General features: G+C 70.0%; 17 protein-coding genes. 15 read left to right on the plus strand and 2 right to left on the minus strand.

Going from position 1 to position 21624, the window contains the following annotated elements:
* Nucleotides 1-153 precede the first annotated feature (153 nt).
* Together BM249_RS00880 and BM249_RS00885 are read left to right on the plus strand one after the other, a co-directional pair.
* Nucleotides 154-1338, plus strand: a complete 1185-nt coding sequence (locus tag BM249_RS00880; protein ID WP_091967911.1) for an HlyD family secretion protein — start codon at nucleotides 154-156, stop codon at nucleotides 1336-1338.
* Nucleotides 1335-2942: a DHA2 family efflux MFS transporter permease subunit gene (locus BM249_RS00885; protein WP_091967914.1), complete on the plus strand. Its 1608-nt coding sequence runs from the start codon at nucleotides 1335-1337 to the stop codon at nucleotides 2940-2942. Before BM249_RS00880 ends, BM249_RS00885 begins: the two co-directional genes overlap by 4 nt.
* Nucleotides 2943-2982: 40 nt before the next feature.
* Here BM249_RS00885 and BM249_RS00890 read toward each other — a convergent pair whose 3' ends face one another.
* Nucleotides 2983-4140: a lysozyme family protein gene (locus BM249_RS00890; protein WP_091968289.1), complete on the minus strand. Its 1158-nt coding sequence runs from the start codon at nucleotides 4138-4140 to the stop codon at nucleotides 2983-2985.
* A gap of 317 nt (nucleotides 4141-4457) precedes the next feature.
* Here BM249_RS00890 and BM249_RS00895 point away from each other — a divergent pair, with 317 nt between their 5' ends.
* The 13 genes from BM249_RS00895 (at nucleotide 4458) to BM249_RS00955 (ending at nucleotide 20295) form a co-directional block, all read left to right on the plus strand.
* Nucleotides 4458-5648 (plus strand): inositol-3-phosphate synthase, encoded by a 1191-nt coding sequence (locus BM249_RS00895; RefSeq protein WP_091967917.1) that lies wholly within the window; start codon nucleotides 4458-4460, stop codon nucleotides 5646-5648.
* Nucleotides 5648-6568 (plus strand): hypothetical protein, encoded by a 921-nt coding sequence (locus BM249_RS00900; protein WP_091967920.1) that lies wholly within the window; start codon nucleotides 5648-5650, stop codon nucleotides 6566-6568. Before BM249_RS00895 ends, BM249_RS00900 begins: the two co-directional genes overlap by 1 nt.
* A gap of 31 nt (nucleotides 6569-6599) precedes the next feature.
* On the plus strand, nucleotides 6600-7784 hold the full coding sequence (locus tag BM249_RS00905; protein WP_091967923.1) for a class I SAM-dependent methyltransferase: 1185 nt from the start codon (nucleotides 6600-6602) through the stop codon (nucleotides 7782-7784).
* Entirely contained in the window at nucleotides 7784-8782 is a 999-nt protein-coding gene (locus BM249_RS00910; RefSeq protein WP_425284769.1) for a Gfo/Idh/MocA family protein, read from the plus strand. The genes BM249_RS00905 and BM249_RS00910 overlap by 1 nt, the downstream gene beginning before the upstream one ends.
* A 14-nt stretch (nucleotides 8783-8796) precedes the next feature.
* A complete protein-coding gene (locus tag BM249_RS00915) occupies nucleotides 8797-10386 on the plus strand; it encodes a YcaO-like family protein (protein ID WP_091967928.1) in 1590 nt (529 codons plus the stop codon).
* Nucleotides 10383-11228 carry a sugar phosphate isomerase/epimerase family protein gene (locus BM249_RS00920; protein WP_091967931.1) on the plus strand — a complete coding sequence of 282 codons (846 nt, stop codon included), beginning with the start codon at nucleotides 10383-10385 and terminating at the stop codon, nucleotides 11226-11228. The genes BM249_RS00915 and BM249_RS00920 overlap by 4 nt, the downstream gene beginning before the upstream one ends.
* Nucleotides 11225-12448, plus strand: coding sequence for a glycosyltransferase family 4 protein (locus BM249_RS00925; RefSeq protein WP_091967934.1), 1224 nt, complete (start codon nucleotides 11225-11227; stop codon nucleotides 12446-12448). Before BM249_RS00920 ends, BM249_RS00925 begins: the two co-directional genes overlap by 4 nt.
* Entirely contained in the window at nucleotides 12448-13212 is a 765-nt protein-coding gene (locus tag BM249_RS00930) for a PIG-L deacetylase family protein (RefSeq protein WP_177232289.1), read from the plus strand. Before BM249_RS00925 ends, BM249_RS00930 begins: the two co-directional genes overlap by 1 nt.
* A complete protein-coding gene (locus BM249_RS00935) occupies nucleotides 13202-13804 on the plus strand; it encodes a uracil-DNA glycosylase (protein WP_091968291.1) in 603 nt (200 codons plus the stop codon). Before BM249_RS00930 ends, BM249_RS00935 begins: the two co-directional genes overlap by 11 nt.
* 160 nt (nucleotides 13805-13964) lie before the next feature.
* On the plus strand, nucleotides 13965-15020 hold the full coding sequence (locus BM249_RS00940) for a lysylphosphatidylglycerol synthase domain-containing protein (RefSeq protein ID WP_091967937.1): 1056 nt from the start codon (nucleotides 13965-13967) through the stop codon (nucleotides 15018-15020).
* A 38-nt stretch (nucleotides 15021-15058) separates the two neighbouring features.
* Nucleotides 15059-16321: an ATP-binding protein gene (locus BM249_RS00945; protein WP_091967941.1), complete on the plus strand. Its 1263-nt coding sequence runs from the start codon at nucleotides 15059-15061 to the stop codon at nucleotides 16319-16321.
* Nucleotides 16322-16413: 92 nt separating this feature from the next.
* A complete protein-coding gene (locus BM249_RS00950) occupies nucleotides 16414-18873 on the plus strand; it encodes a heavy metal translocating P-type ATPase (RefSeq protein ID WP_091967944.1) in 2460 nt (819 codons plus the stop codon).
* A gap of 252 nt (nucleotides 18874-19125) precedes the next feature.
* Nucleotides 19126-20295, plus strand: a complete 1170-nt coding sequence (locus BM249_RS00955) for a M20 aminoacylase family protein (RefSeq protein WP_091967947.1) — start codon at nucleotides 19126-19128, stop codon at nucleotides 20293-20295.
* A 147-nt stretch (nucleotides 20296-20442) separates the two neighbouring features.
* On the opposite strand, the gene truB is transcribed toward BM249_RS00955, so the two are convergent.
* Nucleotides 20443-21489: a tRNA pseudouridine(55) synthase TruB gene (truB, locus tag BM249_RS00960; RefSeq protein WP_091967950.1), complete on the minus strand. Its 1047-nt coding sequence runs from the start codon at nucleotides 21487-21489 to the stop codon at nucleotides 20443-20445.
* Nucleotides 21490-21624 lie beyond the last annotated feature (135 nt).

Raw genomic sequence — 21624 nt, forward strand, 5'->3', positions numbered from 1 at the left:
TTCTCCGCCTTGAGAGACCCAACCTAGGATGGAGGATATCATCACATCGGCGGAACTCGAACAGAGCTTGGCCTTTATTAGGAACGGGGCCGGGATCGTGGTGCCGAAGCATCCCGCAGGAACCGACCCGTCTGACGACGGACGTAAGACCCAATGCTTGAAACGCGTGAGAGCCGATCGGCGCAATCGACCCCCGAGGGACTGGCCCACGCCCGCGGTGCCCCCGGACCGACCGAAGCCGAGGCACGCGGCGAGCGGGGTACCGCGAACACAGACGCCGGCAAGGGGGCGTCGAGCCGGGGGCACGGGCCGGGAATCGTCCGCCGCCATCCCCTCGGAGCCGCCCTCGTCGCCCTCGGGCTCCTAGCGCTGGCGGCCGGTGCCTACGCCTACTGGCTGCTCGCCCTTCACCCGTTCGAGACCACCGATGATGCCTTCGTCGATGCGCGGCAATTCCCCATCGCCGCCAAGGTCTCGGGCTACGTGGTCGATGTGCCGGTGACCGACAACCAGCACGTGGCGGCCGGCGCGACCCTGTTTCAGATCGACCGGCGGGACTACGATGTCGCGCAAGATCAGGCGCGCGCGCAGATCGCCTCCGCCCAGGCGTCCATCGACGACTTCGCGGCGCAGATCCAAGGCCAGCAGGCGCAGGTCGCGGCGGCCGAGGCGCAGGTCGCCCAGACCGAGGCTTCCCTGAAGTTCGCGCAGGAGGAGGCGGCCCGGTATCGCGACCTCGCCGACCGGGGCGCCGGCACGGTCCAGCAGGAACAATCCACCACCTCGACCCTCGCGCAGCAGCAGGCGTCCCTGAAAAGCGCACGCGCCAACCTCGACGTGGCGAAGACCCGGGTTGCGGCCCTCGAGGCGCAGAAGGCCGGGGCGTCGGCGAGCCTCGCTCAGGCCCGTGCGCAAGCGGCGCAGGCGGCCCTGAACCTCGGCTACACCACCGTGACGGCGGCCCAGCCCGGACGCATCGTGCAACTCTCCGGTGCCAAGGGCGCCTTCGTTCAGGCGGGGCAGGCGCTCGCCACCTTCGTGCCCGACGACATCTGGGTGACGGCCAACTACAAGGAAACGCAGATCGACCGGATCCGGCCGGGTCAGCGCGCGGAGATCGCGATCGATGCCTACCCGGATAGAAAGATCACCGGCCACGTCGCCTCCGTGCAGCCCGGTTCCGGCACGGCCTTCAGCCTGCTGCCGGCGCAGAACGCCACGGGCAATTACGTGAAGGTCGTTCAGCGCATTCCCGTGAAGATCGTCGTCGACGGCTGGCCCACCGACGTCTCCATCGGACCCGGTATGTCCGTGGTGCCGAAGATCCACGTGCAATGAGCGCCGCGACGGCCGCGGCCGGCGACGAAGCGCGCGCGGCGTCCGGCGGCACCAACCCCTGGGCCATCGCCATGGTGGTGTCGCTCGCGACCTTCATGGAGGTGCTCGACACCACCATCGCCAACGTCGCCCTGCGCTACATCGCGGGCGGCCTCGCCGTAGGGCCGGACGAAGCGGCCTGGGTGGTGACGAGCTACCTCGTCGCCAACGCCATCGTGCTGACGGCGTCGAGCTTTCTCGCCGAGCTATTCGGCCGCAAGGCGTTCTTCATGTTCAGCATCGCGCTGTTCACCGTCGCCTCGGTCCTGTGCGGGTTTGCCTGGAACCTCGAATCTCTCATCGCCTTCCGGGTCCTGCAGGGGCTCGGCGGCGGCGGCATGGCGCCCCTGGCCCAGGCGATCCTGGCCGATTCGTTCGCGCCGGCGAAGCGGGGGCAGGCCTTCGCCCTCTACGGCCTCGCCGTCGTGGTGGCGCCCGTGATCGGGCCGACCCTCGGCGGATGGCTCTCCGACAATGCGTCCTGGCACTGGTGCTTCCTCATCAACGGACCGGTCGGGCTCGCGGCCCTCGGCCTGATGCACGTGCTCCTGCGCGATTCTCCGGGGGCGGCGGAGGCGCGGCAGCGGCGCCGCAAGGCGGGCATCCGCTTCGATCTCGTCGGGTTTCTCCTCGTCGCGACCTTCCTCGGATCGCTCGAAGTCGTGCTCGACGAAGGGCAGCGCAAGGATTGGTTCGGGTCGACATTCATCATCGTGTTCGCGACGATCGCGATCCTCGCCTTCGTGGCGATGATCCCCTGGGAACTCACCCGCAAGAACCCCGTGGTGGACTTGAGACTGCTGGGCCGGCGCCAGTTCGGCGCCTGTTTCGTGGTGATGCTCGCCACCGGGGCGATCCTCATCGCCACCACGCAATTCCTGCCGCAACTGGTGCAGGAATATTTCGGCTACACTGCGACCCTGGCGGGCCTCGCCCTCGCGCCGGGCGGCCTCGTGACCGTCGCGGTGATGCTGGTGATCGGCCGGGTCATGAACCTGACCCAGCCGAAATACCTCATCGCCGCCGGAGCCACGATGGTGGCCCTGGCCATGTACGACCTCACGCGCCTCTCCGGCGAATCGAGCTTCTGGTTCTTCGCCTGGTCGCGGATCTACATCGGCATCGGCCTGCCGATGATCTTTCTGTCGATCACAGCGGCCTCCTACGAGGGCATCGCAAAATCGCAGATCGATCAGGCCTCCGCCCTCATCAACGTCGCCCGCAACGTCGGCGGCTCCATCGGCGTCAGCTTCGCGCAGAACCTGCTCGCCACCCGCGAGCAGTTCCACCAGAGCCGGCTCGTCGAGGCCGTCACGGCGCCGAACCCCGCTTATCAAGAGACCCTTCGGGCGGCGACGGCGTATTTCGTCTCGCACGGGACGGCGGCCGTCGAAGCGCAGCGGCAGGCCGTTGCCTGGATCGGGCTGCAACTCCAGACGCAGGTGGCCTATCTGAGCTACATCGACGTGTTCTGGGCCTTGTGCCTCCTGTCGAGCGCCCTGATTCCCCTGGCCCTCATCCTCAGCCGGACCGAACCCCACGGCGATGCGCCGATGGCGCATTGACCTCGCGCACCCGAAGGCGGCGCGGCGGCCGCCACCGGACTCACTCGGCCGGCGTCGCGTCGCTCATGCGCACGCGCTGGACCGTGGGCTCTTCACTTGTTCCGGCGTCGATGGCCGGCAGTTCCACCTTCACCTCGGGCGCGGCGAGGGCCGCGACGCCCTCGTACTGGTCGAGGCGCCGGTCGATCATGCCGCCGATCTTCTGGCGGACTTCCGCCACCGTGAGACTGCGCCGGCCCTTGCCGGTCTTCTCGGTGAACAGGCTGCGATTGGCGCGCGCCGCGGCCTTGAAGGCGTGCTGGGCGACCTGCCCGGGCTTCTCGGCGCTCAAGGCCAGGAAGCGGCCGGCGCTCGCCGTGCCGAGAAAATGCGCGAAGTAGAGTTCCGCCGTGGTGAGGTCGCGGCCGATGCGCTGCTCGATGCGGCCGCGATCGCGGTTGATGAGTTCGCCCGCCATGAGGGCGGCGACGTAGGGGTCCTGCCGCAGGGCGAGGACGCGGGTCCGCACGGCGGAATCGGCGATGGTGATGGCGCTGCCGCGCCCCGTCACGGCGGCGGCCTCGTCGGCGAGGCCGTGACGGGCGCCGTAGGTGCGGATGAGTTCGAGCCAGGTGCCGGACAGGAACTGGAACAGGCCCTCGGCCGAGGAGGTGGAGGCCTTCACCGTGGTGGAGAAGCTCGATTCCTTGTCGGCGAGCGCCATCATGTAGACCGGATCGACCCCGGTCTCGCCGGCGGCGCGCAGGATGGTCTCGACGATCTCGCGCGGCACCGCCATGTCGCCGAAGCGCAGGCGTTCGGTGCCGGCGGCGTCGCGGACCGGGGCGAGGGTGGCGAGGTCCTCGGCGATGAGCGCGAGGGTCGCAGGTTCTTGCTCGACGATGGGAACCCCTGCCCATTCCTGCGCATTGTGGGGTTGTTGCGCGCGGGCTGTGGTCTGCGCCGTCATGGCGCGCTCGTCGATCCGAGCATGGGCGGAGGCGGCGGGAGCCAGGGCATTCTGTGGCAGGGCCGCTCCGACGGCGAGGCCCGTCACGAGGGTGGCGAGGGCTTGGCGCCCGGCTTTGGCGAGGGTCCGGCGCGCGCGGCGCTCGGTCCGTGGCAGCCAGGCCACGGTGGAATCTGCGTCGAAGGTCTCGTTGGGCACGAGACGGCTCACGTCGTCGGCGCAGGGCGCCGGCTCCGGGAAAACCCCCATCATTGGTCCTTTTTCGTGCCGCTGCCTTCATGGGCGCGGCTTCGATTGTTCAGCGCGGCGAGGTTTCGCCGCCCGCTGTGACCAGAATGGGACAGCCCCGTGATTCAACCGTGGCACGCTTAACGTCTGGTTAAGGCTCTGTTTTCACGAAGATTTAACGAAGTGTTCGGCGGGCGTTCAGGCTAACCGCGGCAAAAAAGCGTCTCTCGCCGGGCTTGGCAGGACGCGGATGTGGTCCATTTCGCTAAGACTGAACGGGAGGCTCCGGCACGTGGAGCGGCAATTCCCGTGGATCCCTTGAAGGAAGCCTTTTTCCAATGAGCATGCAGACCGGTCGCCGCGTCGGCGTTGCGTTCGTTGGCATGGGTGGCGCCGTCGCCACCACCGCCATCGCAGGCATCGAAATGATCAAATCCGGATCGAACCGCCTCGACGGCTTGCCCCTGGCCGGTCTCTCCGTGGCCGGATTGGCCGATTACAAGGATCTGGTCTTCGCCGGGTGGGACCTGAACGACGACGATCTCGCCTCTGCCGCCGCCGGCCACGGCGTGCTCTCGCAGCAGGACATCGAGAACGGCGCCCAGGTGCTCAAGGGCATCAAGCCGTGGCCCGCCGTCGGCAGCGCGAAATTCTGCAAGAACATCGAAGGTGCCAACCGCATCGTCGCCGCCGACCACCGCGAGGCGGTCTCGGTCATCGCGAGCGACCTTCGCCGCTTCAAGACCGAGAGCAACCTCGACGACGTGGTGGTGATCAACCTCGCCTCGACGGAGCGCTGGCCGGACCTGTCCGCCGCGACCCTGAACTCGGCCGCCGCCTTCGAGAAGGGCCTCGATTCCAGCGACGAATCCATCAGCCCGGCGATGCTCTACGCCTATGCGGCGATCAAGAGCGGCGTGCCCTACGCCAACTTCACCCCGAGCGTCGCCGCCGACGTGCCGGCGCTGCTGGAGATGGCCAAGGAGCTGAACGTTCCCGTGGCGGGTAAGGACGGCAAGACCGGCCAGACCATGATGAAGACGGTGCTGGCCCCGGCCCTCAAGGCCCGCGCGCTCCACGTCGACGGCTGGTTCTCCACCAACATCCTCGGCAACCGCGACGGCCTGGCGCTGAACGACAAGGATTCTCTCCAGTCCAAGCTCAACACCAAGGGCACGGTGCTGGATTCGATCCTCGGCTACCCCGTCGAGGATCACCTCGTGCACATCCACTATTACCGCCCGCGCGGGGACGACAAGGAAGCCTGGGACAACATCGATGTCACCGGCTTCCTCGGTCAGCGCATGCAGATCAAGGTCAACTTCCTCTGCAAGGACTCGATCCTGGCCGCCCCCCTCGTCATCGAGATCGCCCGCGTCCTCGATCTGGCGAAGTCGCGCGGCGACGGCGGCGTGCAGGAGCAGCTCTCGTCGTTCTTCAAGGCGCCCATGGTCAAGAACGGCCACGGTCCGGAGCACGATTTCGGCAAGCAGCAGACCATGCTCCTCGACTGGCTCGGCGTGAACTGATGGCCACGTCTTCGGGGGGCGGCCCCGCCGCTCCCCTCGCCCTGCGCCCGCTCCTCGTCGAACTCAACGACCTGAAGCGGGTCCATTCCGCCGGCCGCACGGGCTCCATTGCCGAACGCCTGTTCGCGCAAGGCTGGGGCGCCCTCACGGGCGGTGCCCTGGCCGAGGAGGTCGCCCTCGACATCACCGCCAAGGCGCTCGCGGCCGCGCGCCTGTGCGACCTCGACGCGGCATTCCTCGCTGCCGCCGGCCTCGACCACGGGGCGGCCTCGGGTGTCCTCGTCGCCGGGTTCGATGCGGTGACGGAGAGCGTCGAGGCCGGTCTACGGGACCGCCTGCGCGCGCGCCTGACCGAGCCCGGCTCCGTCGTGCCCGGCCCCCTACCGGCCTTCGTCGCGGCCCTGGCGCACCAGCCCCGCGCCGGCGTCACCTGCCCGGGCAAGCCCCGCATTCTGTTGGAGCCGCCCGAAAACCACGCCGAGCATTGTCTCATGGTGGCGGTCTACGGCGTCGTGCTGAGCCCGTTCTACCGGGCCGATCCGACCCTCGTGTTCCTCGCCGCCATGAGCCACCACTTCCACAATGCGGCGATGCCGGACGCGGGCTTCACCGGTGAGATGCTGCTCGGCGATCACCTCGGCCCGATCATGGCCCGGATTACAGCCTGGGCCCTCGACGAACTCGACCCCACCCTGCGCCAGACCGTGGAGCGGGCCCGCACGGTCCTGCCCGACGACGCCACGGCAGAGGGGCGTGCCTTCCACGCCGCCGATTGCATCGATCGCGTCCTCCAGATCGCCCAGCACCTGCGCGCCGCCGAACTGACCATGGGCACCGTTCTCGACGACATGGAACTGGTCCATGCCGGTCCGGTGAAGGCGTTTCACGATCGTGTCCTGACGGACATGCATATTCCGTGATCCGAACCGTCGATCACGCGGATACAGCGCCATGATTCCCTTCGCACTCCTCTCGCCGGAGACCGGCGAGTCCCTGAAGGCCGACACGCCCCACTCCCTACGCGACGCCGGGACGGGGGCGCGCTGGCCGGTCATCGACGGGATTCCCTACCTGCGGACGGGCCGGTCCGACCTCGTCCTGCGGACCCTCGAACTCCTCGACGCGGGCAAGGCCGACCTCGCCCTGGAAGGTCTGCTCGCCGATCAGGACGATTGGTGGACCGGCCCGTCGGCCGATCCCCTCGATCTTCACGAACTCGTGCGCGACCGGGAAAAGCTCACCCTGCGGGATGCCGTGCGCCTCCTCGGTTGGGGCCGGGTCGGCGATTACTTCGTCCATCGCTGGAGTGACCCGACCTATCTCGCCGGCCTCGCCTTGCTCGAGGCCCATTGGAACGATCCCGTCTGTGTGTTCGAGTTCGCCTGCGGCATCGGGCATTACCTGCGCGAGTTCGCCCTCCGGGGTCTCAAGGTCGCGGGGGCGGATGTGGTGTTCGCCAAGCTCTGGGTCGCCCGGCATTGGGTGGTGGGCACGGGCGCGCAACTCGTCTGCTTCGATGCCGGGTCGCCGCATTGGCCGATCCCGGAAGCGCCCGTCGATCTCGTGGTCTGCAACGACGCGTTCTACTTCCTCGACGACAAGGCGGACGTGCTCGACAACCTGCGCCAGAACGCCGGTGACGATGGCTGGCTCGTCCTGAGCCACATTCACAACAGCGGCAGGCCGGGCTTCTCGGCGGGCCGTGCCGTCTCGGCGGCGGAGATCGAGGAGCTGTTTCCCGACGGTCTCGTGTACGACGACGCCGATTTGATGCGTGCCCTGGTCGAGGCCCGCGCCCCCTCGCCACGTGCACCGAGCGAGCTCACCGGGGTCGAGGCGTTCTCCGTGGTCGCCGGACCGGGGATGCGGCCCGCACCGCGCGCCATCGTCGATGGCATCACCCTGCCGCGCGCCGGCACGCGTCTGCGCCTCAATCCCCTTTACGCCCCCGATCCGGCGGGCGGCTATCGCATCGCTTGGCCGTCCGAGCGCTACGAAGCGGAATATGGCGGGCTCGCCACCTATCCGGTTCACTCCGAAGGTCCCGAGACTCTCGATTGGGCCGGCGGCGTTGCTGCGCCGGGGGTGGAGCGCGTCCGGACCCGCGAATACGTCGATCTACCGGAGCGTTGGTGATGTCCGTCGCCTGGGGGATCGTCGGCTTCGGCTGGGTCGCGCGTGATTACATGGCGCCCGGCATCCGGGATGCCGGCCATCGCCTCGTCGCCGTGGCCGATCCCGGAGCGGAGTCGCGGGCGGCGGCGGAGGCCCTGGGTGCCCGCGCCTATGCCGACCTCGCCGATCTCGTGGCCGATCCCGAGATCGAGGCAGTCTACGTCGCGACCCCCAACCATCTCCACCGCGAGGCCATCGAAGCGCTCGCCGCCTCTGGTAAGGCGATCCTGTGCGAAAAGCCCATGGCGGCGAGCTTGCGCGACGCCGAGGCCATGGCGATGGCCGTGTCCGACAACCGGACGTTCTACGGCACCGCCTTCGACCAGCGCCACCACCCGGCCCACCGCGCCATGCGCGACTGGATCGCTCAAGGCCGCCTCGGCACCGTCACGGCCGTGCGGATCGTCTACGCCTGTTGGCTGCCCCGGGCCTGGACCTCGGTCGCCGGTCACGACAACTGGCGTATCGATCCGAAGAAGGCTGGCGGCGGCGCCCTGATGGATCTGGCGCCCCACGGCCTGGATCTCGTCGACTTCCTGGTCGGCGAATCCATCGTCGATCTCGCCGCCCTCACGCAGGCCCGCGCCCAGGACTACGCCGTCGACGACGGAGCCCTGCTCATCGGACGGACGGGATCCGGCGTGCTCGCCAACCTGCACGTCGCGTACAATTGCCCCGACGCCCTGCCGCGCCGGCGCCTCGAGATGACCGGCACCGCAGGCCAACTCACAGCGATCGACACCATGGGGCAGGTGGCGGGCGGCAGCCTCACCTTCATCGATGGGACGACGGGGCAGGCGCAGCCAATCGCCTTCGACGGCGCGGCCTCGCCCTTCCTCGAACAGGTGCGGGCCTTCGGCTCGGCCCTACGGCACCCGGAGGAGCGGGCGGCCTACAGCGCCCCCCGCGACCTCCACACCATGCGGCTCCTGGCCCGCGCCTACGACGCCCTGACCTGAGGACGGATCATCACGTGAGCGAACACGATCAGGACGCCCGAGCCCGCAATCCGCGCGTCACCGCCCCGCGCGCCTACACCTACGGGGCGAAGCGGCGGATCGAAGGCTTGCCGGCGAGCCTGCCCGAGCCCGTGCGCGCCTATCTCGACATCCTGCCCGAGGGCCGCATCGTCGGCTTTCCCCTGGCGCCCCTCGACCGCACCGGCATCCCGGTCTGGTTCGTCTCGCTGTTCCTCGACGATCCGTTCTTCGTCGGCGCCATGCCGAGCGGCATCGGCTACGGCGCGACGGACGAGGAGGCGCTCATCGGCGCCGTGGCGGAGATCGCCGAGAACCTGATGCCGTCGCTCGCGGTCATGCCGCGCAAAAAGGAACGCGGCTCCTACACCGACCTCGTGAAAGTGTTCGGGGCCGGCAGCGTCGCCGATCCGCTGACCCTGTGCCTGCCCGCCGGCAGCTCCGTCGGCCGCGATACCGTCCTCGAATGGACGCCCGCCATCCGTGCCCGCACGGGCGAGTCCGTGTGGATGCCCCTCGACATCGCGGCCACCGATTATTTCGAGCTGTCGGAGGGCTACAAGCCCTTCACCAACCTCATCACCAACGGCCTGGGCGCCGGCCCGGACACCGACTTCGCCCTCGGCCACGGCCTCCTTGAACTCTTGCAGCGCGACGGCAACGGCCTGCTGTTCCGGGCCCTCGACCAGGGCGTGATGCTCGATTTGTCGGAGGGCCTCGGCCCCGAGACGCGCGGCATGCTCGACCGCCTCGACGCCCTGGGCATCAAGGCCCTGCCGAAATTCGCCACGGACCAGTTCGGCCTCACCAACATCTACGTGGTCGGCCACGACCGGAACCTCGCCGACACCCCCGTCCCCATCGCACTCTCGGCGTGCGGTGAAGCCTGCGACCCCGACCGCGAGCGGGCCTTGCGCAAGGCGCTGCTCGAATTCCAGGCCGCCCGGGTGCGGAAAGCCTTCGGCCACGGTCCCCTGTCCTTCGCCGAGCGCGTGACCCCGCCGGGCTACGTCCAGGCCTTCATCGATAAGGCCCTGCCGAGCCTCGACCTCGAGGAGAGCCGCGCCCTCAAGGCCATGCTCGACTGGATCGTGCTGCCGGCCGAGGATCTCGCCGCGACCCTGCGCGACACCGTCTATTCCGAGCGTTCGACCAAGAAGTTCACCGACCTGCCAACGACCCCGGCCCCCGATGGTCACGCCCGTGGCCGCATCGCCCGCGAGCGCCTGGAGGAGGCGGGCTTCGATGTGCTCTACGTCGATTGCGCGCCGCCCGGCGGCGGCGTCGGCGTGGTCAAGGCCATCGTGCCGGGGCTCGAAGTCGAGACCATGAGCTACCACCGCATCGGCGAGCGCAATACGCAGAAGCTCATCGAGCGCGATCACCCGCTGATCCGGTTCGGCGAGGCGAGCGAGACCCTGCGCCCCGTGCGCCTGACGCCGGAAGCCCTGGAGCGCTTCGGCGGACAGCCCCTGTTCGACACGGCGCTGGCCGACCGGATCGTGGGGGCGCATTACCCGCTCTACCGCGAGCCGGAATCGCACCACGCCCCGTTCCGCTTGCGCCAGCAGGGGAGGGGCGCATGAGCCTGCGTTTCGCCTACAACACCAACGGCACGGCGAATCACCGCCTCGCCGACGCCGTCGATCTCATTGCCGAGTCCGGCTACCAGGGCATCGCCCTCACCCTCGACATCCACCACCTCGATCCGTTCGCGGAGAACTGGAAGCAGGAGGCTGAAAGCCTGTCGAGCCGGCTCCAGCATCTCGGCCTCGGGGTGGTGATCGAGACCGGTGCCCGCTTCCTCCTCGACCCGAAGGCCAAGCACGAGCCCACCCTGGTGACCGGCGACGCAGCCGGCCGGGCGCGTCGCGTCGGCTTCCTCAAGCGGGCCGTCGACATCGGGGCGATCCTTCACGCGGAAGCGGTCTCGTTCTGGGCCGGTGTCCCGAAGCCCGGCATCGACCGGACAGAGGCCCGTCATTGGCTGAACGAGGGGCTCGCCGAAGTCACCGCCTATGCCCGCCGCCAGGGTGTCGTCGCGTGCCTTGAGCCCGAGCCCGGCATGCTCATCGAGACCCTCGACGATTTCGCGGCCCTCGACATCGACGGCCTGCACCTCGCCCTCGACACAGGCCATTGCCTCGTCACCGGCGAGCGCGATCCGGCCGTGGCCGTGGCCGAGTTCGCCGAGCGCATCGGCACCGTCGCCATCGAGGACATGAAGCGCGGCGAGCACATTCACCTGCCGTTCGGCGAGGGCGACATGGACGTGCCGGGGGTGCTGAACGCCCTCGACGCCATCGGCTTTGCCAAGCTGATCTGCGTCGAACTCTCCCGCGAGAGCCACCGGGCCGACGTCATGGTCCCGGCCGCCCTCGATTTCCTGCGGACGTGCCGCACGCCCAACGCGGAGCCGGGCCTTTGAGAATCTGCTTCGTCAGCCGGCGCTACTTCCCCGCCATCTCGGGCATGAGCGTCTACGCCCAGAACCTCCTGCGCGAACTCGTGGCCGCGGGCCACGACGTCACGATGATCTCGCAATATCGCGGCGACGCCTTCGGGACCCGCGTCTATGGCGGCGGCCCGCCCCCGCCGGTGCCGGGGGTCAAGGTCATCGGCCTCGAACAGGTGGGTGAGCAGACGAACGGCGATTTCGAGCGCGACATCGACACCATGGTGGCGACGATCCGGGCCGAACACGCCAAACAACCCTTCGACATCCTGCACGCCCAATACGGCTACCCCACCGGATGGGCGACGTTGCTCGCCGCCAAGGCCATCGGCGTGCCCACGGTGGTGTCGATCCAGGGCGGAGACGGCCACTGGGTCGGCTCGTGCTGTGAGACCCACCGGGTCGCCATGTGCGAGGTCCTGGCCCATGCCAACGCCCTGCTCATCGGTGGCGCCTCCTTCGTCGACGAGGTCTGCGACCGCCTCGGCTCGGACCCCGCCCGCTTCACCATCGTGCCGGGGGCGGTGGATACGACCCGCTTCACGCCCGGCCCCGGCGACCATTCCGGCCCCGTGCGGCTGTTCTACCACGGCCGGGTCGACCGCCGGAAAGGCGTCCTCGACTTCATCGACGCCCTCGGGCTGATCCGCGAACGCGGCGTGCCCTTCGAGGCGATCATCTCAGGCATCGGCCCGGACGTGGAATCCTCGAAGGCCCGCGCCGCCGAACTCCATTTTTCGGACTCCGAGATCCGCTTCACCGGCTACGCCGATTACGACACCGTGCCGGACCTTTATCGCCGGGCCGACGTGTTCGTGTCGCCGACTTATGCCGAAGGGTTCTCCAACACCATCCTGGAGGCCATGGCGGCGGGCCTCGCCGTGGTCTCGACCCATTCGGTCGGCGTTTCGGACTGCCTGCGCGACGGCGAGAACGGCCTGATGGTCCAGCCCGGCGACGTCGCTGCCCTCGCCGAAGCTCTGACGCGGGTGATCGAGGATCGGGCCTTGCGCGAGCGCCTAGCCCGAGATGGCCTGGAGGAGTGCCGACGGGTCTATTCCTGGGGGGCCGTCGGCCGCCAGATCATGGATGTCTACGGGACGATCGCCGGTGCGCGGCCGGCGACGGATTTCGCCAGCGACCTGCCGCACGATCCCGCCTGCCGGTTCCGCGCCGAGCCGCACCTGCTCTGATGCCGTCCGCCCTCGCCCTCTCGCCGCATCTCGACGACGCGGCCTTCTCCTGCGGCGGCACCCTGGCCCTCATGGCGCGGGCGGGCTGGCGCGTCACCCTGGTGACGGTGTTCACGGCCTCGGTGCCGGACCCGAAGGGCTTCGCCCTGGCGTGCCAGACCGACAAGGGGCTCTCGCCCGACATCGACTACATGGCCCTGCGCCGGGCCGAGGACCGCGATGCCGCCGCGGCCCTCGGCCTCGCGCCGCCACGCCACCTACCGTTCCGCGAGGCGCCCCACCGGGGCTATGCCAGCCCGGCGGAATTGTTCGCCGAGGTTCGGGCGGACGATGGCATCGTACCCGACCTCATCCGCGCCTTGAGTGACCTCGTCGCCGAGACCGCGCCCGATCTCATCCTGGCGCCCCAGGCGGTCGGCGGCCACGTCGATCACGTCCAGGTCGTGCACGCCCTCGATGCCCTGGCCCCTGGGGCGCCGATCCTGTGGTGGCGCGACTTTCCCTACACGGTCCGCGAGGCCGTGCCGCGCGAGCCCCTGGCCGAGCGGTTCGCCGATCTCCCCGTCGAGGCCGTTCCATTCGACGCGGCGGCGCAGGCGGCCAAGCGTGTGGCCTGTGCCGCCTATGCGAGCCAGCTCGGCTTCCAGTTCGGTGGCGCCGACAACCTCGGCCTGCAACTCGAGCGTGAAGGCGGGATGGAGCGCTTCCGGCGCCAGGGCGTCCTGCCGGGCGACTTCGCCCGTGCCCTCGGCGATGCCGGATAGGCCGAAGACCCTCGGCGATGTGGCCTGCCTCGCGGCCCGCCGCGATCTCCTCGCGGGTGCGCATCTCGTTCCCCTGCGGGCTCTCGCGCGTCGCATCGCCGATGAGCGCGGAGCCCCCGTGCCGGAGCCCGATCCCCTCGACGGTGGCGCCGGGGCGCGGCTTCTTCTCTTGCTGGAGACGCCCGGTCCCCGGGGCACCGGGTTCGTGTCGCGCGACAATCCCACGGGTACGGCCGCCAACCTGTTCCGCTTCCTCGGCGAAGCGGGCCTCGCCCGGATCGACACCCTGATCTGGAATGCGGTTCCGTGGGTGATCCACGCGCCCGGCGCCCGCAACCGGGCGCCGGGCCGGAGCGAGATCGTCGCCGCGGCGCCCTATCTCGATCCCCTGCTCGCCTGCCTGCCGCGTCTGTCCGTCGTCGTCCTCGCCGGCCGCGTCGCCGGCCTGAGCCGCCCCGCGCTCCAGACCTTGCGCCCCGGTTGCCCGGTGATCGCCGTGCCGCATCCGAGCCCGACCTACGTCTGCACGTCGCCCGATGTGGCGATGCGAATCCGCGCGGGGCTGGCCGAGGCGGCCGCCCTTCTCGTGTGACACGAGAAGCCCTGCCCACGGGCAAGATCGGTCCTTCGCTGGCAATTGCCGGCCGATGCCCCTAAATGCGCACGACGGGCCGCGGTCCGGCACAAGCCCGGAACACCCATGCCGCCGCCAAGGCCGAGCGGGGCGCCCGGCGGAGGCGGACGCCGACACGATGAACTTTGCGGGACAGCACAAGAAGCTCGGCGAGGCCGAGGCGATCGCCGATGCCGTGCCGGCCGGCGAAGTCAGCGATGTCCCCACCGCGAAACGGTCGTTCAAGGGCCGCTACGCCTGGATCGGCACCATTGCCAGCATCGTGATCTTCGCGGTCTCGCTCTACGTCCTGTGGCGGCTGGTCGAGACCGTCACCTGGGCGGAACTGCACGCGGCCTTCACGGCGGCGACGCCCGCTCAGCTCGGCCTCGCCTTCCTGTTCGTCACCGTCAGTTACCTGTTTCTGACCTGCTACGACGCCCTGGCGCTGCGCCAGCTGCGCATCAAAGTGCCGTACCGAACGACGGCGCTCGCCTCGTTCACGAGCTACGCCGTCAGCTTCACCCTCGGGTTTCCCCTGCTGACGGCCGGCACCATCCGGTACTGGATCTATTCCGGCCGGGGCTTGAGCGCGGCCAAGATCGCGGCCCTCACGGTGATCGCCGGCTTCACCTTCTGGCTCGGCATGGGGGTCGTGCTGGGGTTGAGCCTCATCGCCGAGGCTGGGCAACTCGCCGGACTCACCTTCACGAGCATCCGCCTCAACCAGGGCGTCGGGCTTGCGGCGCTCCTGTCGGTGGTGGCCTACCTCGCCTGGGTCTCTCTCAAGCGCCGCAGCGTGCGGGTGAAGAGCTGGCGCCTCGAACTGCCGGGCGCCTCCGTGTCCCTGAGCCAGATGGTGGTGGGCATCGGCGATGTCTGCGCCGCCGCCGCCACCCTGTACGTTCTCCTGCCGGCCGAGACCTCCATCGGCTTCACCACCTTCGTGGCGATCTACGTTCTCGCCGCCATGCTGGGCATCGCCTCGAATGCGCCGGGCGGCCTCGGAGTGTTCGAGGCGACCATCCTGCTGGCTCTCTCCAGCCTGCCGCGCGATCAGGTGCTCGGCTCCCTGCTGCTGTTCCGCGTCTGCTACTACCTCGTGCCCTTCGTCATCGCCCTGTTGATGTTGGGGGCTTACGAGGTGGTAAAGCGCGTCCGCGCCGGCCGTTCACGCCGGGCCGAGGGGACGTGAGGTTCGCCGCCTGAGGACGGCCGGCACGGGGGAACAGCATGGCACGGGGCGCGCGTCGATCCGCCTGGACCGCCGCCGCATGCGCGAGCACGACCCTGAGCCTGTTCGCATGGGCGCGCGGCACCCTCGACGGGCCGTGGATCGCCACCTCCCTCGCGGCCATGAGCCTCGGCGGTCTCATCGGCGGCCTGTTCCGCCGGCGAATCCAAGTCACGCCCGAGGCGGCCGCCCGAACCCGGCATTCCGTGGCGGAAGCCCTGCTCGCCAACATTCCCGACCCGGTGATCCTCGTGGACCGGCGGGCCGTGGTCATCGAGACCAACCCGGCCGCGCGCGCCCTCCTGCCGGCCCTGAAGCTGCGCCACCCGCTCTCCTTCGCCCTGCGGGCGCCCGATGTCCTCGACGGCATCGAGGAGGTGCTGCGCACGGGCGCCCCCCTGAAGACGCTCTACACCACCCGCGTCCCGACGGAGCGCGCCTTCGAGGTGCAGCTCGGCGCCCTGCCGATGCCCGATGGCCAGACGAACGTCGTGCTGTTCCTGCGCGATCTCACCTCGGCCCGACGCCTGGAAGCCATGCGCGTCGATTTCGTCGCCAATGCCAGTCACGAACTGCGCACGCCCCTCGCCTCCCTGCTGGGTTTCATCGAGACCCTGCAGGGGCCGGCGCGCAACGACGCCCTGGCGCGGGAGCGCTTCCTCGTCATCATGAAGACCCAGGCGCACCGGATGGCGCGCCTCGTCGACGATCTCCTGTCCCTGTCCCGCATCGAGCTGCGCGAGCATGTGGCGCCGACGAAGGCCGTCGACCTCGCGCGGATCGCCCGCCAGATGGTGGAGACGCAAGGCCCCCTCGCGCGGGAGCGCGGCGTCGAACTCACCCTGGAGACGGACGGCCCCCACCCGGTACCGGGGGAGCGGGACGAACTCCTGCGCGTGGTCGAGAACCTCGTGGAGAACGCCGTGAAGTACGGCGGCAGCGGCGGACGGGTCGTCGTCTCGGTCGCCCGCGTGGCGGAGCCGGTGCCGCGCCGAGCCGAGGTAATTCTCGCCGTGCGCGACCAGGGACCGGGTATCGCGCCCGAGCACATTCCTCGCCTGACCGAACGGTTCTACCGGGTCGATGTCGCGTCGAGCCGCGACCAGGGCGGCACCGGCCTCGGCCTCGCCATCGTCAAGCACATCGTCAATCGCCACCGGGGCCGCCTCGTCATCGAGAGCACGATCGGGGCCGGCACCACCGTGCGGGCCTTCCTGCCCGCCTTCGTGGCGGAGCCCGACGAGGCGGCTCCGGCAGGGTAGTGGCCGGACGACCGCGTGGGACGCCGGCCTGCTCTGCGGAGCCCGCATCACCTCGTGTACCGTTCGGGGACGGTAAGTCCCACATAGGGGACATGACCGCGACCGCACGCTCCGCAGCCTCCGTTCCCCTCGATCTTCCCGTGTCGGGCCTGTCCTGCGCCTCCTGTGTCGGCCGGGTCGAACGCGCCCTGCGGGCTCTGCCCGGAGCCTCGGATGTCGCCGTCAACCTCGCCACCGGCCGCGCGCATCTGCGCCTCGATCCGGCCGAGACTGGGGCCGCCGTCGAGGCCATCGTCCGGGCCGGCTACGCGGTGCCGGAGGCGACGACGGCGTTCGCGGTGTCGGGGCTCTCCTGCGCCTCCTGCGTCGCCCGGACCGAACGGGCCCTGGGCGCCGTTCCGGGCGTGACCGGGGCGACCGTCAACCTCGCCACGGGCCAAGCCATCGTCCACCACCCGGAGGGCGTCGTCACCTTCGCTGCCCTCGCCGAGGCCGTGCGCCGGGCGGGCTACGAGGTGCAGGCAAGGAGCGACGCAAAGCCGTCCGATCCCGGTGAGCGCCGGGCCGCCGAGGCGGCCGCCCTGAGGCGCGACCTCGTCACCGCCGCAATTCTCGCCGCACCCATCGTCGTGCTCGACATGGGCGGCCACGCCGTTCCGGCGTTTCACCACGCGGTGGAGGCAAATCTCGGGGCGGGCGTGGTCGCCTGGATCGAGGCCGTTCTGGCGACCCTGGTCCTCGCCGGGCCGGGTCGGCGCTTCTTCGCCCTCGGGGTTCCGGGCCTGCTGCGCGGCCATCCCGACATGAATGCCCTCGTGGCGCTCGGGGCCGGCGCGGCCTACCTGTACTCCCTGGTCTCGGCCTTCGCGCCGCAGTGGCTGCCGCCGGGCACTGCGCATCTCTATTTCGAGGCGGCGGTGCTCATCGTCACCCTCATCCTCCTCGGGCGTACCCTGGAGGCGCGGGCCAAGGGCCGGACGGGGGCCGCCATCGCGCGCCTCGTCGGCCTCGCGCCCTCGACCGCGCGCGTGATCCGCGATGGGGTGGAACTGTCGGTGCCGCAGGCGGAGTTGCGCCGCGGCGACGTCGTGCGGGTCCGCCCCGGCGAGCGCGTCGCCGCCGACGGCACCGTGGTGGCGGGCGCGAGCTACGTCGACGAGGGCATGGTGACGGGGGAGCCCGTCCCCGTCGCCAAGGGTGTCGGTGCCCCCGTCATCGGCGGCACCCTCAACACCACCGGCAGCTTCGATCTCACCGTTGGCGCCGTCGGGGACGAGACGGCGCTCGCCCGCATCGTCGCCATGGTGGAGGCGGCTCAGGGTGCCAAGCTCCCGATCCAGGCCCTGGTCGACCGGGTGACCGCTTGGTTCGTGCCCGCCGTGATGGCGGCCTCCGTGCTCACCTTCCTCGCCTGGTTCGCCCTCGGCCCCAGCCCGGCCCTGGGCTTTGCCCTCGTCAACGCCATCGCGGTGCTCATCATCGCCTGCCCCTGCGCCATGGGGCTGGCGACGCCGACCTCGATCATGGTCGGCACCGGCCGGGCCGCCGAGCGCGGCGTGCTGTTTCGCAACGGAGCCGCCCTTCAGGCCTTGCGCGAGGCCCGCATCGTCGCCCTCGACAAGACCGGCACGCTGACGGAGGGCCGCCCGACCCTGACGGACCTCTTGCCCGCGCCGGGTGTTGCGGAAGGCGAAGCCCTCAGTCTCGCCGCCGCCCTGGAATCGCGTTCGGAGCACCCCATCGCCCGCGCCGTCGTCGCGGCGGCGCAAGAGCGCAACCTCGGCCTCGGGGCGGTCACGGAGTTCGAGGCCGTGCCCGGTTACGGCCTCGTCGGTCACGTCGACGGCCGGGCGGTGGCCGTGGGCGCGGCCCGCCACATGACCCGCCTCGGGGTCGGGATGGAGTCCCTCGCGGCGCAGGCCGAAACACTCTCTGCTCAGGGCCGCAGCCCCCTCTACGTCGCCGTCGACGGGCGTCTCGCCGCCCTCCTTGCCGTCGCCGATCCGATCAAGCTCGGCGCGCCCGAGGCCGTGGCCGAATTGAAGCGGCAGGGCCTCGCCGTCGCCATGGTGACGGGCGACGGCCGCGGGGCCGCCGAGGGGGTGGCCCGAACCCTCGGGATCGACGCGGTGTTCGCAGAGGTGCTGCCCGGCGGCAAGGTCGAGGCCGTCCGGACGCTCAGAGAGCGCCACGGCGCCGTCGCCTTCGTGGGCGACGGCATCAACGACGCGCCGGCCCTGGCCGAAGCCGGGATCGGCATCGCCATCGGCACCGGTACGGACATCGCCGTGGAGAGTGCCGACGTGGTGCTGATGTCGGGCGCCCTCGACGGGCTCGTGACGGCGATCCGCCTGTCACGGGCGGTGATGCGCAACATCCGCCAGAACCTGTTCTGGGCCTTCGCCTACAACGTCGCCCTCATACCCGTGGCGGCGGGTGCGCTCCATGCGTTCGGCGGACCGCTGCTGTCGCCCGTCCTGGCGGCGGGTGCCATGGCCCTATCGAGCACCTTCGTCCTCGCCAACGCCCTGCGGCTGCGCCGGGCGGCCTGAAGGCGGGACCGCTCGAATTCACGGCTTTCGGCGAAGCCGCGGCATTGACCGCACGTCTGGCCCCTTGTTTGCTGAGTTCTCCTAACCCTGTCTCTGGCTGATCCCTTTGATCCGTTGCGGGCGCGGTTCCCCTTTCCCGGAAAGAGAGGGAGCCCTTCGCCTTTGTCCGATCCGAGGTGATCAACCGAAGACGATCTGATTCCCGACGCGAAACCCGTGTCGGGACCGAACGGCCCCGTGAAAGTCTCGCCCATGCCCGTCCTCGACCGGATCGCAGCCCTGGCGCCGGAGATCACCGCCTGGCGGCACGATCTCCACGCCCATCCGGAACTGCAATACGACGTGCACCGCACGGCCGGCTTCGTCGCCGACAAGCTGCGGGCCTTCGGCTGCGACGAGGTCGTCACCGGCATCGGCCGCACCGGCGTCGTCGGGGTGATCCGGGGGCGGGCGCACGGCTCGAACCGCGCCATCGGCCTGCGCGCCGACATGGACGCCCTGCCGATCCAGGAGGTGCGCGATCTACCCTACCGCTCGACGGTGCCGGGCAAGATGCACGCCTGCGGCCATGACGGCCACACCGCCATGCTGCTGGGCGCCGCCCGCTATCTCACGGAAACCCGCGCCTTCGACGGCACCGCCGTGATGATCTTCCAGCCGGCGGAGGAGGGCGGCGGCGGTGGCGAGGCTATGGTCCGCGACGGGATGATGGAGCGGTTCGGCATCGAAGCCGTCTACGGCATGCACAACATTCCGGGGCTGGCCCTGGGGCACTTCGCCATCCGGCCCGGCCCCATCATGGCGTCCACCGACCGGTTCACCATCACGGTGGAGGGCAGGGGGGGCCACGCCGCCCAGCCACACGCGGCCATCGACAGCGTCCTCGTCGCGAGCCACATCGTGGTCGCCCTGCAATCCATCGTCGCCCGCGCCGTCGATCCCCTGGACAGCGCCGTGGTCTCGGTCTGTGCCCTGGAAGCCGGTGAGGCGTTCAACGTCCTGCCGCAATGCGTGACCCTGCGGGGCACCATGCGGGCCCTGTCGAAGCCTGTCCGGACCCTGGTGAGGGGGCGCATTGAGGAGATCGTCATCCATGTCGCGGCGGCGTTCGGCGCCCGGGGCAGCATCGATTTCGGCAGCGGCTATCCGGTGACGGAGAACCATCCGGCCGAGACGGATTTCATCGCCGACGTGGCGGCGGATCTCGTGGGCGAGGAGGCGGTCGACCGGGACGTGGCACCCATGATGGCGGCGGAGGATTTCGCCTACATGCTCGCCCACCGCCCGGGCGCCTACATCTTCCTCGGCAACGGCGACAGCGCCGGTCTGCACCATCCGGAGTACGATTTCTGCGACGCGGCGGCGCCCTACGGCGCCTCGCTCTGGGCTCGCGTTATCGAGACCGGGTTGCCGCTTCGCTGAGCATCGCCCCGAGGGGCGGTTTCCACCTTGCGGAATAGGCGATGCCTGGGAGGTATGCCCGGCGTTGAATGTGTCGGGCTCTGCCCGACACCCGCCGAAGGGGTGACCCCTTCGGAATCCCGTTCGTTGCCTTACCGTGAGGCGTCGTCAGCCGCGTTGAGGCGCCGTGCCGCCGAGATGGAACACCCGGTGCGGCACGAGTTCGCCGCGCTCGACATCGCCCACCGAGACGAGAATCCCGCCGCAGGTCGCGAAGGCTTTGCCCTCCACCGGCGCGTCACGCCCGCGCAGGATCACCGGCTGGCCTCGCATCAGGCGCAGGGCCATGTCACGGGAGACCGCCACGGAGGGGAGACCGTCCAAAGCTGTCTCGACGGGATGAAGGTGCGGCCCGTTCCCATCGGGACCGGCTTCCTCCAAAGTCGCGGCAAGGCAGGATTCGGCCTCGGTGAAGGGACCGACGCGGGTGCGCCGCAGGGCCGAGACGTGGCCATAACAGCCGAGCACCCGCCCGAGATCGCGCGCCAGCGCCCGCACGTAGGTGCCCTTGCCGCACTGGGCTTCGATCACCGTACGCTGCCCGTCATGCTCGACCACGGCGAGGTGATCGATCTGCACCGGCCGGGCCACGAGTTCCACCACCTCGCCATCACGGGCGAGGTCGTAGGCCCGCTCGCCCGCGATCTTGATGGCCGAATAGCGCGGCGGCACCTGCTCGATTGCGCCGATGAAGCGGGGCAGGGCGGCTTCCACGGCCTCGCGTTCGGGGCGCGCATCGCTCGTCATCACGGGGCGTCCCTCGGCGTCGTCCGTGTCGGTCTCGATGCCCCAGGTCACGGTGAAGACGTAGGCCTTGCGGCCATCCATGACGAAGGGGACGGTCTTGGTCGCTTCGCCCAGCGCGATGGGGAGGATGCCCGAGGCCAGGGGATCGAGGGTGCCGGCATGGCCGGCCTTCTTGGCGTTGAAGGCCCGCTTCACCACGGCCACCGCGTGGGTCGAAGTCATCCCGACCCCCTTGTCGAGGATCACCCAGCCGTTGACGTCGCGGCGCTTCGGCCGGTCGGGGCGCGGGCCTCCGCGCGGCTGGCGGCGGCCCCCAGCGGGGCCAGGGGTGCCGGTCGCGTCATCCGAGCCGATGGATGCCGGAGCAGCTTCGTCGGGGGAGTCGATGGCGGTGTCGTCGTGGATCATGCTGTCCTCGGTCGGGGACGGCGTGCGCGGAGCCGGGGCCGTCCGGTCTTGATGGTTCGAGAAAATGGCACGGGCAGGCCCGGCGTCCCCTCGGGGGAACGCGCGAGACCCGCCCGGCGGTTCTGAAGGAAACGG

This window comes from Methylobacterium gossipiicola, assembly GCF_900113485.1.
Lineage (GTDB): Bacteria > Pseudomonadota > Alphaproteobacteria > Rhizobiales > Beijerinckiaceae > Methylobacterium > Methylobacterium gossipiicola.